At 70.8% G+C, this 13,570-nt stretch carries 11 protein-coding genes; all 11 read left to right on the top strand.

Features of this window, described 5'->3' with window-relative positions:
* The first annotated feature begins 72 nt into the window (after positions 1-72).
* The 11 genes from ABTX62_RS18215 to ABTX62_RS18165 all read left to right on the top strand — a co-directional run bounded on the left by ABTX62_RS18215 (position 73) and on the right by ABTX62_RS18165 (position 13,557).
* A complete protein-coding gene (locus ABTX62_RS18215) occupies positions 73-732 on the top strand; it encodes a GntR family transcriptional regulator (protein ID WP_283972184.1) in 660 nt (219 codons plus the stop codon).
* Positions 729-1,640, top strand: coding sequence for a dihydrodipicolinate synthase family protein (locus ABTX62_RS18210; protein WP_352117103.1), 912 nt, complete (start codon positions 729-731; stop codon positions 1,638-1,640). The genes ABTX62_RS18215 and ABTX62_RS18210 overlap by 4 nt, the downstream gene beginning before the upstream one ends.
* Complete coding sequence (araD, locus tag ABTX62_RS18205; RefSeq protein ID WP_352117102.1) at positions 1,637-3,370, top strand: L-arabinonate dehydratase; 1,734 nt, start codon at positions 1,637-1,639, stop codon at positions 3,368-3,370. The genes ABTX62_RS18210 and araD overlap by 4 nt, the downstream gene beginning before the upstream one ends.
* A gap of 112 nt (positions 3,371-3,482) precedes the next feature.
* Positions 3,483-4,418: a carbohydrate ABC transporter permease gene (locus tag ABTX62_RS18200; RefSeq protein WP_283972074.1), complete on the top strand. Its 936-nt coding sequence runs from the start codon at positions 3,483-3,485 to the stop codon at positions 4,416-4,418.
* Positions 4,415-5,314, top strand: coding sequence for a carbohydrate ABC transporter permease (locus ABTX62_RS18195; protein ID WP_283972075.1), 900 nt, complete (start codon positions 4,415-4,417; stop codon positions 5,312-5,314). Before ABTX62_RS18200 ends, ABTX62_RS18195 begins: the two co-directional genes overlap by 4 nt.
* A complete protein-coding gene (locus ABTX62_RS18190; protein WP_352117101.1) occupies positions 5,311-6,600 on the top strand; it encodes a pectate lyase family protein in 1,290 nt (429 codons plus the stop codon). The genes ABTX62_RS18195 and ABTX62_RS18190 overlap by 4 nt, the downstream gene beginning before the upstream one ends.
* Positions 6,597-7,754 carry a Gfo/Idh/MocA family protein gene (locus ABTX62_RS18185; protein WP_352117100.1) on the top strand — a complete coding sequence of 386 codons (1,158 nt, stop codon included), beginning with the start codon at positions 6,597-6,599 and terminating at the stop codon, positions 7,752-7,754. Before ABTX62_RS18190 ends, ABTX62_RS18185 begins: the two co-directional genes overlap by 4 nt.
* A complete protein-coding gene (locus tag ABTX62_RS18180) occupies positions 7,751-8,593 on the top strand; it encodes a DUF6807 domain-containing protein (RefSeq protein ID WP_352117099.1) in 843 nt (280 codons plus the stop codon). The genes ABTX62_RS18185 and ABTX62_RS18180 overlap by 4 nt, the downstream gene beginning before the upstream one ends.
* On the top strand, positions 8,590-10,110 hold the full coding sequence (locus ABTX62_RS18175) for a glycoside hydrolase family 43 protein (RefSeq protein ID WP_352117098.1): 1,521 nt from the start codon (positions 8,590-8,592) through the stop codon (positions 10,108-10,110). The genes ABTX62_RS18180 and ABTX62_RS18175 overlap by 4 nt, the downstream gene beginning before the upstream one ends.
* Before the next feature lie 29 nt (positions 10,111-10,139).
* A complete protein-coding gene (locus ABTX62_RS18170; RefSeq protein ID WP_502997972.1) occupies positions 10,140-12,143 on the top strand; it encodes a pectinesterase family protein in 2,004 nt (667 codons plus the stop codon).
* A 58-nt stretch (positions 12,144-12,201) separates the two neighbouring features.
* Positions 12,202-13,557: an ABC transporter substrate-binding protein gene (locus ABTX62_RS18165; protein ID WP_352117096.1), complete on the top strand. Its 1,356-nt coding sequence runs from the start codon at positions 12,202-12,204 to the stop codon at positions 13,555-13,557.
* Positions 13,558-13,570 lie beyond the last annotated feature (13 nt).

Raw genomic sequence — 13,570 nt, 5'->3', positions numbered from 1 at the left:
ACGTCATATATGAGACGCGATACGCGAGATCCGATACGCGATCCACCGAGACGCGAGATCCGAGAGGCGCGCATGACCTCTGTGCCCACGCCGATCCCCTCCCGCACGCAGTACGTGCTGGAGGGGATCAAACACCGCATCCTCACTGGGCAGTTGACGCCCGGGCAGGCGCTCGTCGAGACCGAGCTCGCCGCGCAGTTCGGGGTGTCCAAGACCCCCGTGCGGGAGGCGCTCAAGACCCTCGCCGGGACCGGGCTGGTCGTGATGAACCAGTACAAGGGCGTCACGGTGCGCATGGTGGACGCGGACATGGCGCGCGAGGTCTACGACGTGCGGCTGCTGCTGGAGCCCGAGGCTCTGAAGCGGGCCGTGCGGCGCGGGGCCTCCCTGGACGCCGCTCGGGACGCCCTGACCCGGGCCGACGTCGCCACCGACACCGCCGAACGCTCCCTGGCCAACCGGGAGTTCCACCGCGCCCTGTACCTGCCGTGCGGCAACCCGCTGCTCGGCCGGATGCTCGACGAGGTGCGCGACCAGGCCGCCCTCGTCTCGGCCGTCGCCTGGGCCGCCTCGCCCTCCTGGGAGCGGGAGGCCGGCGAGCACCGGGAGATCCTGCGGCTCGCCCTCGACGGCGACGCCGACGGCGCGGCGCGTGCCCTGCACGTCCACATCGCCTCCTTCGTGCAGCGCGCCTTCCCCCAGGCGGCACGGGAACAGGAAGGTCAGCAATGAGCAGCGTGGCGTTCGAGACCCAGCGGGCGGCCCTGGCCGACGTGGTGGCGATCCCGGTGACCCCGTTCGCCGAGGACGGCTCCGTCGAGCAGGGCACCTACCGGGCTCTGCTGCGCCGTCTGCTCGACGGCGGCATCACGACCCTCACCCCCAACGGCAACACCGGCGAGTTCTACGCCCTCACTCCCGAGGAGCGCCGGCTCGTCACCGAACTGACCGTCGACGAGGCCGGAAAGCGGGCCGCGATCCTCGTCGGCGTCGGGCACGACGTCCCGACCGCCGTCGCCTCCGCGCGACACGCCCGGGACCTCGGCGCCCAGATGGTGATGGTCCACCAGCCCGTCCACCCGTACGTCTCCCAGGCGGGCTGGGTCGACTACCACCGGGCCGTCGCCGAGGCCGTGCCCGAGCTGGGCGTCGTCCCGTACATCCGCAACGCGCAGCTCTCGGGCGCCCGGCTCGCCGAACTCGCCGACGCCTGCCCGAACGTCATCGGCGTGAAGTACGCCGTCCCGGACGCGGCCAGGTTCGCCGGGTTCGCCCGGGACGCGGGTCTCGAGCGGTTCGTGTGGGTGGCCGGGCTCGCCGAGCCGTACGCGCCCTCCTACTTCTCCGCCGGTGCCACCGGCTTCACCTCGGGCCTGGTGAACGTGGCCCCGGCCGTCTCCCTGAACATGCTGGAGGCGCTGCGCTCCGGCGACTACCCGGCCGCCATGAAGGTGTGGGAGCAGATCCGCCGCTTCGAGGAACTGCGCGCGGCCAACGGTTCCGCGAACAACGTCACCGTCGTCAAGGAGGCCCTCGCCTCCCTCGGGCTGTGCCGCCGCGAGGTCCGCCCGCCGAGCCGCACCCTCGGGGAGGACGAGCGCGCCGCGGTCGCCGCGATCGCCGCGGGGTGGTCGATATGAGCACACCGAAGAAGCGTCCGGAGGACCTGCGCAGCCACCAGTGGTACGGCACCGAGGGACTGCGCACCTTCAGCCACCGTGCCCGCACCCGCCAGCTCGGCTACCTGCCCGAGGAGCACCTCGGCAAGCCGGTCATCGCGATCCTCAACACCTGGTCGGACATCAATCCCTGCCATGTGCACCTCAGGGACCGCGCCCAGGCGGTCAAGCGCGGTGTCTGGCAGGCGGGCGGATTCCCGCTGGAGTTCCCGGTCTCGACCCTGAGTGAGACCTTCCAGAAGCCGACCCCCATGCTCTACCGCAACATGCTCGCCATGGAGACGGAGGAGCTGCTGAGGTCGTACCCGGTCGACGGGGCCGTGCTGATGGGCGGCTGCGACAAGTCGACGCCCGCCCTGCTCATGGGCGCGGCGAGCGCGGACCTGCCGGCGGTGTTCGTGCCGGCCGGGCCGATGCTGCCGGGCCACTGGCGGGGCGAGACCCTCGGCTCCGGTACCGACATGTGGAAGTACTGGGACGACAAGCGGGCCGGGGTCATCGGCGACTGCGAGATGCAGGAGCTGGAGAGCGGCCTCGCCCGCTCGCCCGGCCACTGCATGACGATGGGCACGGCCTCCACGCTGACCGCCGCCGCCGAGGCGCTCGGTGTCACGGTCCCGGGCGCCTCCAGCATCCCGGCCGTCGACTCCGGGCACGACCGGATGGCCGCCAGGGCGGGCATGACGATCGTCGAACTGGTCCACAAGGACCGCAAGCCGAGCGACATCCTCACCGCCGAGGCCTTCGAGGACGCCGTGACGACCGTGCTCGGCCTCGGCGGCTCCACCAACGCCGTGATCCACCTGATCGCCATGGCCGGCCGCGCGGGCGTCCGGCTCACCCTCGACGACTTCGACCGCGTCGCCCGCACGGTGCCGGTGCTGGCCAACGTACGGCCCGGCGGCCAGACGTACCTGATGGAGGACTTCCATTTCGCGGGCGGCCTGCCCGGGTTCCTCTCCCGGATCACGGACCTGCTCCACCTCGACCGCCCGACCGTCTCGCACGACACGCTGCGGGAGCAGCTCGCCGGCGCCCAGGTGCACAACGACGACGTCATCCGGACCCGGGACAACCCGGTCGCCGCCGAGGGCGGGGTCGCGGTGCTGCGCGGCAACCTCTGCCCGGACGGCGCCGTCATCAAGCACATCTCCGCCGAGCGGCACCTGCTCAAGCACACCGGACCCGCCGTCGTCTTCGACGACTACAGGACGATGCAGCGCACCATCAACGACCCGGCGCTCGGCATCACCCCCGACCATGTGCTCGTGCTGCGGGGCGCCGGCCCCAAGGGCGGCCCGGGCATGCCCGAGTACGGCATGCTGCCCCTGCCCGACTACCTGCTCAAGCAGGGCGTCCGGGACATGGTCCGCATCTCCGACGCCCGGATGAGCGGCACGAGTTACGGCACCTGTGTGCTGCACGTCGCTCCCGAGTCGCATGTGGGCGGACCGCTCGCCCTCGTGCGCACCGGCGACTCCATCACCCTCGATGTCGCGGCCCGCACCCTCCGTCTCCATGTGGACGACGAGGAGCTGGACCGGCGCAGGGCGGACTGGACGCCCCCGCCCACCCGCTACGAGCGCGGTTACGGCGCGCTCTACGACGAGCAGATCACACAGGCCGACACCGGCTGCGACTTCGAGTTCCTGGCTCGCCCGGGCACGGTGCGGGACCCGTACGCGGGCTGAACCACCGCACCGCCCAGATACCTCAGCACGACCCGGCACGACCCCGCACAGCGGGAAAGCGCTTACCGCGCCCGCATGACGTACCACGACGTACTGAGAACGGAGAACAGTCATGGCCCAAGCCGCAGCCGTGGCGAAACCGCCCGCGCCACCGAGGCGGCGCCGTGCCTCCGCCACCCCGCGCAGGCTTCCCTACCTGCTGATCGCACCGGCCGCCCTGCTCATGCTGGGCTTCATCGCCTACCCGGTCATCAGCGTCTTCTACTACAGCCTGCAGAACTACAACCCCACCAAACCGTGGCGGAACGGATTCGCGGGTTTCGACAACTTCGTCCGCATCTTCACCGACGACCCGCTGTTCTGGGACAGTCTCGTCTTCAGTGCCAAGTGGGTCTTCGTCGAAGTGGGCCTGCAGCTGATGTTCGGCCTGGCGCTGGCCCTCATCGTCAACCAGACCTTCGTCGGCCGGGGCCTGGGACGCGCCATGGTCTTCTCCCCGTGGGCCGTCTCCGGCGTACTGACCTCCGCGATCTGGGTGCTGCTCTACAACTCCCAGACGGGCATCACCCGTTACCTCGCCGACATGGGCATCGGCTCCTACGGCACCAGCTGGCTGTCCGACACCTCGACCGTGTTCCCCGCCGCCGTCGTCGCCGACCTGTGGCGCGGTGTGCCGTTCTTCGCGATCCTGATCCTCGCCGACCTCCAGTCCGTCTCGAAGGACCTCTACGAGGCCGCCGAGGTCGACGGGGCCAGCCGGTTCAAGCAGTTCTGGCACATCACACTGCCCCATCTGAAGGACGCCATCATCCTGTCCACGCTGCTGCGCGCGGTCTGGGAGTTCAACAACGTCGACCTGCTCTACACGCTGACCGGCGGCGGACCCGCGGGCGTCACCACGACCCTGCCGCTCTACGTCGCCAGCACCAGCGTCGAGTCCCACAACTTCGGCTACGCGTCGGCCCTGACCACGGTCGCGTTCGTGATCCTGCTCTTCTGCTCGGTCGTCTATCTGCGGATGAGCAAGTTCGGAGGCGAGAACAAGTGAGCACCAAGGTGGCCACCAAGGCCGCGCCCGCCCCCGCACCCGCCACCCCCGAACCGCCGCGGCCGGCGAGCACGTCCCGCCGCGCCTGGGACGAGGCGCCCCGCTGGCAGATCTACCTGCCTCTGGGTATCTACCTCGTCTTCACGCTGATCCCGTTCTACTGGATCCTGCTGTTCTCGCTGCGCCCGGCCGGCTCCACCTCGCTGGTGCCCTGGCCGATGACCTTCGACCACTTCGAGAAGGTGTGGACGGAGCGCAGCTTCGGCGTCTACTTCCAGAACAGCGTGCTCGTCGGCGTCGCCACGCTGGTGATGACGACCCTGGTCGCGCTGGCCGGGGGCTACGCCCTCGCCCGGTTCGACTTCAAGGTCAAGCAGCTCTTCATGCTGGCCCTGCTGTGCTCCCAGTTCGTCCCGGGCGCGCTGCTGCTGGTCCCGCTGTTCGAGATCTTCGCCGAGCTGCAGATGATCAACTCGCTGGGCAGCGTCATCATCGCCGAGACCGTCTTCCAGCTGCCGCTGTCGATGATCCTGATCAGCAACTTCATCAAGAACGTGCCGTACTCCCTGGAGGAGGCCGCCTGGGTCGACGGCTGCAACCGGTTCAAGGCCTTCCGGATCGTCGTCCTGCCGCTGCTGCGGCCCGGCCTGATCGCCGTCGGTTCCTTCGCCTTCGTACACTCCTGGAACCACTTCCTGTTCGCCCTGATGTTCCTCAACAACCAGCACAAGCAGACCATCCCGGTCGGCCTCAACACCCTGATGGGAGCGGACAGCGTCGACCTCGGCGCCCTCGCCGCCGGCGGCATCATCGCGGCCGTGCCCGTGGTGCTCGTGTTCGCCTTCATCCAGAAGTGGCTGATCACCGGGTTCAGCGCGGGGGCGGTGAAGGGATGAGAGCACGTCACCTCGCCGTGGCCACCGGCCTGCTGGGGCTGCTGTGCGTCCCCGCGCACGCCGAGGCCCGGGACATCGGCCGCGACACCCTGCCCGCGCACGACGGCTGGGCGGCGGCCGCGGGCGGCACCACCGGAGGTGCCGCGGCCGACGACGCGCACGTCCACACCGTGACCGACCGCGCCGGGCTGGTCCGCGCCCTCGACGGCGGCAGCGACACCCCGAAGATCATCAAGATCGCCGGGACCGTCGACGCCAACACCGACGACGACGGCGACCGCCTGGACTGCGCCGACTACGCCACCGACGGCTACGGCCTGAAGAAGTACCTCGCCGCCTACGACCCCCGCACCTGGGGCCCGGCCAAGCCCAGCGGCCCGCAGGAGGAGGCCCGCCAGGCGTCGGCGGCCCGGCAGGCCGAGCGGATCGTGCTGCCCGTCGGCTCCAACACCACGATCGTCGGGCTGGGCTCCCGCGCGGTGCTCAAGGGCGCGAGCCTCCAGGTCAAGGACGCGGACAACGTGATCATCCGCAACCTCGACCTGCGCGACGCCTACGACTGCTTCCCCGTCTGGCAGCCCAACACCGGCGGCCTCGGCGACTGGAAGACCGCCTACGACAACATCTGGCTGCGCGGCGCCACGCACGTCTGGATCGACCACGTCACGCTCTCCGACCAGGGGCACCCGGACGAGAGGGAACCCACCCACTTCGGCCGCAACTACCTGCGCCACGACGGCCTGCTGGACATCACCAACGGCTCCGACCTCGTCACCGTCTCCTGGAGCCGCTTCACCGGCCACGACAAGGCCGTGCTCATCGGCAACAGCGACTCGGCCACGAGCGACCGGGGCAGCCTCCGGGTCACCCTGCACCACAACGAGTTCACATCGGTCGTCCAGCGCGCCCCGCGGGTCCGCTTCGGCCAGGTGCACCTCTACAACAACCGGTACGTCGTGCCCGACGGCGCGCCCTACCGCTACTCCCTCGGCGTGGGCACCGAGTCCGCCCTCTACGCCGAGAACAACGCCTTCACCACGCCCGGCCACGTCGAGGCGGCCGACCTGGTCAAGAGCTGGAACGGCAGCGCCCTGCACCAGAGCGGCACCCTCTTCAACGGCTATCCGGTCGACCTGCTCGCGATCCACAACGCCTACAACTCGGGCGGCGAGCGCGACCTGACCGCCGACGTGGGCTGGACACCGACCCTGCACACGAAGATCGACAGCGCCCGGACGGCCGACCGAGTGGTGGCCCGCGGCGCGGGAGCGGGGAGGAACCCGTGAGCACACCCCTGCCCGTCGTCCTCGCCGGCGCCCGCGGCCACGGCCGCTGGCACCTGGAGAACATCCGCCGGCTCGGCCGCGCGGGACTGGTCCGGCTGGTCGGCATCTGCGAGCCGACCCCGCTGACCGAGGACGAGTTCGGCGGCGAACTCCCCGAGCAGTCGGCCGACTTCGGTGCGTTGCTGGAGTCCACCGGCGCCCGGATCGCGGTGATCTGCACGCCGATCCCGACGCACACCGACCTCGCGCTGACGGCCGCGCGCAACGGCGTCCACATCCTCCTGGAGAAGCCGCCCGCGCCCTCCTACGCCGAGTACCGCCGCATGGCCGACGGTGTCGCCGAGGCCGGTGTCGCCTGCCAGATCGGGTTCCAGTCGCTGGGCTCGCAGGCCCTGCCCGCCATCCGTGAACTGATCGCCCAGGGCGCCGTCGGCCAACTCGTCGGGGTCGGCGGAGCCGGTGCCTGGGTGCGCGACGAGGCCTACTTCCGCCGGGCGCCCTGGGCGGGCAAGCGACGGATGAACGGCGCCGACGTGATCGACGGGGCGCTGACCAACCCCCTCGCGCACGCCGTCGCCACCGCCCTCGCCCTCGGCGGCAGCACCCGCGCCGAGGACGTCACCGCCGTCGAGAGCGAACTGCTGCGGGCCAACGCCATCGAGTCCGACGACACCTCCTGCGTCCGCGTCACCACCGCGCAGGGACACCCGGTCACCGTCGCCGCGACCCTGTGCGCCGAACGGGCCGACGAGCCGTACGTCCTGGTGCACGGCAGCAGCGGCCGGATCACCTTCTGGTACAAGCAGGACCGGGTGCTGCTCCAGCGCGCGGACCACGGCCCGCAGGAGTACGAGTACGGCCGCACCGACCTGCTGGAGAACCTCGTGGCGCACCTCACCACCGGGGCCGGCCTGCTGGTCACCCCGGACGCGACCGGCGCCTTCATGAAGGTCGTGGAGGCGATCCGGCAGGCCCCCGACCCGGCCCCGCTGCCCGACACCGCCTGGCACCGGATCCCCGGCGAGAACCGCAGGGTCGTGCCCGGCATCGACGGACTGGTGGCGGCCGCCGCCGACACCCTCTCCCTGTACTCCGAACTGGGTGCTCCCTGGGCGCTCCCGCCCGCCCGCCGGAAAGAGGTGAGCACCCGATGACCACCGACACCGCGGTCCTGCATGTCGCGGGCCGGCCGGTCGGCCGGTACGTCACGCGGCCCGAGCTCCCCGCGCGCCTGTCCCCGCGCCCGTACCTGCACCCCGTCACCACCCTGGCCGGCACGGCCGTGACCGAGCTCGGCCCGGCCGACCACGCACACCACCTCGGCGTCGGTGTCGCCGTTCCCGACGTCGAGGGGCACAACTTCTGGGGCGGGCGCACCTTCGTCCGCGACCAGGGCCCGACCGAGCTGGACAACCACGGCTCGCAGCGGCACTCCGCCTTCCGGCTGCGCGACCCCGACGGCTTCGTGGAAGAGCTGCGCTGGGTGGCGGCGGGAGGTGAGCTGCTGCGTGAACGCCGCACGGTCGCGGCCACCGGACTCACCGACAGCGCCTGGGCGCTGGACCTGACCTTCTCCCTCACCAACGTCACCCCGGGCCCGCTGTCCATCGGCAGCCCCGCCACCAACGGGCGCCCGGGCGCGGCCTACGGCGGCTTCTTCTGGCGGGCCCGCAAGGAATCCGGGGCCCCGGACGTCTTCACCGCCGACACCGAGGGCGAGGCCGGGGTCCACGGACGGCGCGCCGACTGGCTCGCCCTGGCCGGCTCCACCTGGACGCTGGTCTTCGCCGGGGCCACCGCGCGGACCCGGCGGGACCCGTGGTTCGTACGCACCGGGGAGTACCCGGGCGTGGGCTCGTCCCTCGCGCACGACGAGCGGCTGCCGATCCCGCCCGGTGACACCGTCGTACGCCGTGTCGTCACCGTCGTCGCCGACGGCCGCCTCGACCGGGACGCGGCCGCGTCCCTCGTCCGCAAGGCGGTGGGTCCGTGAGCGCCGAGCAGACCGACGTCACGTACCGCAACCCGGTCCTCGACGCCGACTGGTCCGACCCGGACGTCGTGCGCGTCGGCGACGACTTCTACCTGACCGCCTCCAGCTTCGGCCGCGTCCCCGGCCTGCCCCTGCTGCACTCCCGCGACCTGGTCAACTGGACCCTGGTCGGCCACGCCCTCGAACGCCTGGAACCGGCAAACGAGTTCCGGGCACCGCGTCACGACTGTGGCGTCTGGGCGCCCTCGTTGAGGTATCACGACGACCGCTTCTGGATCTTCTGGGGCGACCCCGACCAGGGCATCTTCCAGGTCAACGCCCCGGCGGTCCGGGGCCCGTGGACCCGCCCGCACCTGGTGAAGCCGGGCCGGGGCCTGATCGACCCGTGCCCCCTGTGGGACGGCGAGACCGGCGAGGCGTACCTCGTGCACGCCTGGGCCAAGTCCCGCTCCGGCGTCAAGAACCGCCTCACCGGCCACCGCATGCGCCCCGACGGCACCGAACTCCTCGACGAGGGCAAGGTGATCGTCGACGGCGACCGCATCCCCGGCTGGTTCACCCTCGAAGGGCCCAAGCTCTACCGGCACGACGGCTGGTTCTGGATCCTGGCGCCCGCCGGGGGAGTGGAGACCGGCTGGCAGGGCGCCCTCCGCTCGCGCGGCTTCTTCGGGCCGTACGAGGAGAGGATCGTCCTGGAGCAGAAGGACACCGACGTCAACGGCCCCCACCAGGGCGGCTGGGTGCGCACCCCCTCCGGCGAGGACTGGTTCCTGCACTTCCAGCAGCGCGGCGCCTACGGCCGGGTCGTGCACCTCCAGCCGATGCGCTGGGGTGCCGACGGCTGGCCCGTGCTCGGTCACGAGGGCGCCCCCGTGGCCGAGCATCAACGGCCCGGCCTGCCACCGCAGCCGCCCGCCGCGCCCGCCACCGACGACGACTTCCCCGGCGGACGCTTCGGCCGCCAGTGGCAGTGGACCGCCAACCCCCAGGACGGCTGGGCCCCCCGGCACTCCGGCGACGGACTCCGGCTGACCTGCGTCCGCTCGGCCGACGCGCACGACCTGCGCCGGCTGCCGAACGTGCTCACCCAACGGCTGCCCGGCACGCCCTGCGTGGTCGAGGTGGACCTGTGTCTCACCGGCGAGGAACCCGGCGCGCGGGCCGGACTCGCGGTCCTCGGCGACGCGTTCGGCTGGATCGGGCTCCAGCGCGGCGCGGACGGGACGGTACATCTGGTGCACCGGTTCGCCGAGGCGGTCGCGGAGCAGGAGCGGGACGCCGCACATCCCCGCGAGGCGCCCGAGGGCCGGGCCCGGCTGCGCGTCGAGGTCGGCGCCGGGGCGCGCTGCCGTTTCTCCTGCGACGTCGGGGACGGCTTCCGTCCCTCCGGCCAGGTCTTCGCCGCCACCCCGTGGCGCTGGGTCGGTGCCCTGCTCGGCCTGTTCGCCCTCGCGCCCGCCGGTTCCGGACACGCCGGCGCGGCCATCTTCACGCAGTTCCGGATCAGCCCCCTGTAACCGTCACCACCCGCCTGTTGGGAGCCGCAATGACGCACCTCCGAAGCAAGCGCTTGCCGGGATCCGGCAGAACCATGGCCGCCGTGTTCGGCCTGGTCGCCGCCCTGGCCCTGGGGACGGTGGGGGAGGCGAAGGCCGCCGCCCCCGCCACGGACACGGCGCGGACCACCCCGGCCACCACGACCGCCGACCGTTTCACCGACCGGCCGCACGGTTTCGCCGCCCTCGCCGGCGGCACCACCGGAGGCGCGGGCGGCAAGGTCGTCACGGTCACCGACCAGGCCTCGCTGGCCCGATACGCGGCGGCCGAGGAACCGTACGTCATCCGGGTCAAGGGCTCGATCGCCGTCGAACCCTTCGGCTCGGACATCGTGGTGGCGTCCGACAAGACCCTCATCGGCGTCGGCGACACCGGTGAGATCGTCCACGGCGAGCTGCACCTCAAGCCCGGCACGCACAACGTCATCATCCGCAACCTGACGATCCGGGACTCCTACGTCGAGGGCGACTGGGACGGCAAGACCACCGACTTCGACGCCATCCAGATGGACTCCGTCCACCACGTCTGGATCGACCACAACCGCTTCACGCGCATGGGCGACGGGCTGCTCGACGTGCGCAAGGACAGCGAGTACGTCACCGTCTCCTACAACCGGTTCGCCGACCACAACAAGGCGTTCGGCATCGGCTGGACGGACAACGCCAAGACGCAGATCACCATCGACCACAACTGGTTCACGGGGACGAAGCAACGCAATCCGTCCGCCGACAACTGTGCCTACGCGCACCTGTACAACAACTATTTCTCGCGTCAGGTGGCCGACGGCGACCCGCAGTGGACCTACGGCAGCTGGGCGCGCGGCAGGACCGAGATGGTCATCGAGAACAGCTACTACGACGGCGTGCAGCACCCCCACCAGGCCGATGCCACGGCCGAGTTGGTGCAGCGCGGCTCGATCCTGAAGAACACCACGGGGCGGCACGACACCCGGGGTGACGCCTTCGACCCACGGGCGTTCTACGACTACCGCCTCGACCCGGCCGCGGCCGTCCCCGCGCTGGTCAAGCGCTTCTCCGGCCCGCAGAAGCGGATCGGTGGCGCGGTGACGCTGCACGTCCCCGCCGCGTACCCGACGGTGCAGTCGGCCGTGGACGCCGTGCCGTCCGGCAACGACGTGCCCGTGACCGTCGCGGTCGCGCCCGGCACGTACCGCGAGAAGGTGCTCGTTCCCGCGGACAAGCCGGGGATCGTGCTGCGCGGGACCGGACAGGACCGCTCGGACACCGTCATCGTCTACGACACACCCGCCGAGTACGGCGGCTCCACCGGGAGCGCGACCGTCCGGATCGCCGCGAGCGACGTCACCGCACGCAACCTCACCTTCAGCAACGACTTCGACGAGGCAGCGCACGAGCTGAAGGGCGAGCAGGCACTGGCGATGAAGACGACCGGCGACCGGATCGTCTTCGAGGACACCGCGTTCCTGGGCAACCAGGACACCCTGATGACCGACAGCCCCAGGCTGACCACCGTCAGCCGCGTCTACATCCGCGACTCGTACATCGAGGGCGATGTCGACTTCATCTACGGGCGGGCCACCACCGTCATCGAGCGGTCGGTGATCCGGGCGCTGAGCCGGGGATCGGCGACGAACAACGGCTACATCACCGCCGCCTCGACCTGGAAGGACAACCCGTACGGGTTCCTGATCACCCGGTCGGAGATCCTCAGCGACGCACCCGCCGGATCGTTCCACCTGGGGCGGCCCTGGCACCCGGGCGGCCAGCCGGACGCCATCGCCCAGGTGCTGATCCGGAACACGAAGCTGCCCGCCGCGATCAAGGCCTCGCCGTGGACCGACATGAGCGGCTTCTCCTGGCGGGACGCGCGGTTCGCCGAGTACGGCAACCACGGGCCCGGCGCGTTCCTGACGGCGGACCGGCCGCACCTGAGTGACGCCGAGGCCCGGTCGCACACCGTGGCCCGCTACCTGAACGGGTCGGACGGCTGGGCGCCGTACGACCGCCACTGACACCCCCACACCCCCACACCGCACATCTCCGTTGGATCCGGAAGAAGAGAGCCGACCCATGAGGATCAGCAATCACAGCACCAGCACAGGAAGGCGCCGGACGTCGGCCGCCGTCGCTCTGGGGGCCGTACTCGCCCTGACCGCCACCGCCTGCGGTGACGACGGCAGCGGCGGGGGTGACGGAGCCGAGGGCAGCGGCACCGGGAAGATCGTCTTCTGGGACAACAACGGCGGTGTCCGCACCGACATCTGGAAGGAGATCATCGCCGACTTCGAGAAGGCGAACACCGACATCGAGGTCGAGTACGTCGGGATCCCCTCCACCGAGGTGCAGTCCAAGTACGACACCGCCATCCAGGGGGGCGGACTGCCCGACGTCGGCGGTGTCGGCGCGGCCATGCTCGCGGGCATCGCGGCGCAGAACGCGCTGGAGCCGCTGGAGGACCGGCTGGCCGAGTCCTCCCTGGGCGGCAAGCTCAACGAGGACATGGTCGAGTCGGTCAAGGTGGCCGGCGGCTCCGGCGACAACATGTTCACGATCCCGACCTCCGCGAACAACGGCACCCTCTACTACCGCACCGACCTGTTCGACAAGGCGGGTCTGGAGGCGCCCACCACGTGGGACCGGTTCTACGAGGCCGCCGAGGAACTCACCGACGTCGAGAAGAACGAGTTCGGCTACACCATCCGCGGTGGCGCGGGCTCCATCGCGCAGGCGCTGGACGCCATGTACGGGCAGTCCGGCATCACGTCGTTCTGGGACGCCGGCGGTGAGAAGACCACGCTCAACGACCCGAAAAACGTCGAAGCGCTGGAGAAGTACGCCGGCCTGTACAAGAAGTACACGCCGGCCGCCGACCTCAACAACGACTTCACCAAGATGGTCGCCCAGTGGGACTCCGGCACCATCGGGATGCTGAACCACAACCTGGGCTCCTACCAGGACCACGTGAAGGCGCTCGGCACCGACAAGTTCCGCGGCATCCCGCAGCCGACCGGTCCCGGCGGCAAGCGCGTCCAGGTCTCCAACCCCGTCGACGGCCTCGGCCTGTTCAAGAGCTCCAAGAACAAGGAGGCCGCCTGGAAGTTCATCGAGTTCGCCGCCTCGCACGAGTCCAACTCCAAGTGGAACGAGTCGGCCGGCGCCATCCCGTCCCACACCGAAGCGGCCAAGGACGCCTGGATCTCCAAGGCCGAGCCGACCAAGCTCGCCGCCGAGGCCCTCAACGACGGCTCCACCACCATCGTTCAGTTGCCGTACTACCTGCCGGACTGGAACACCATCTCCAAGGCCGACAACGAGGCCGGCTTCCAGAAGGTCCTGCTCGGCGACATGAGCGCCAAGGACTTCCTGGACAAGATGGCCGAGCAGCTGAACGAGGCCCAGAAGGAATGGAACGAGCAGAAGGGCTGATCCCGGCCCGCTG

Source organism: Streptomyces sp. NPDC096046 (genome assembly GCF_040303285.1).
In the GTDB taxonomy this organism is placed as follows: domain Bacteria; phylum Actinomycetota; class Actinomycetes; order Streptomycetales; family Streptomycetaceae; genus Streptomyces.
The sequence above is the reverse complement of the archived record's forward strand: the minus strand, read 5'-3'. Positions and strand labels throughout refer to the sequence as shown.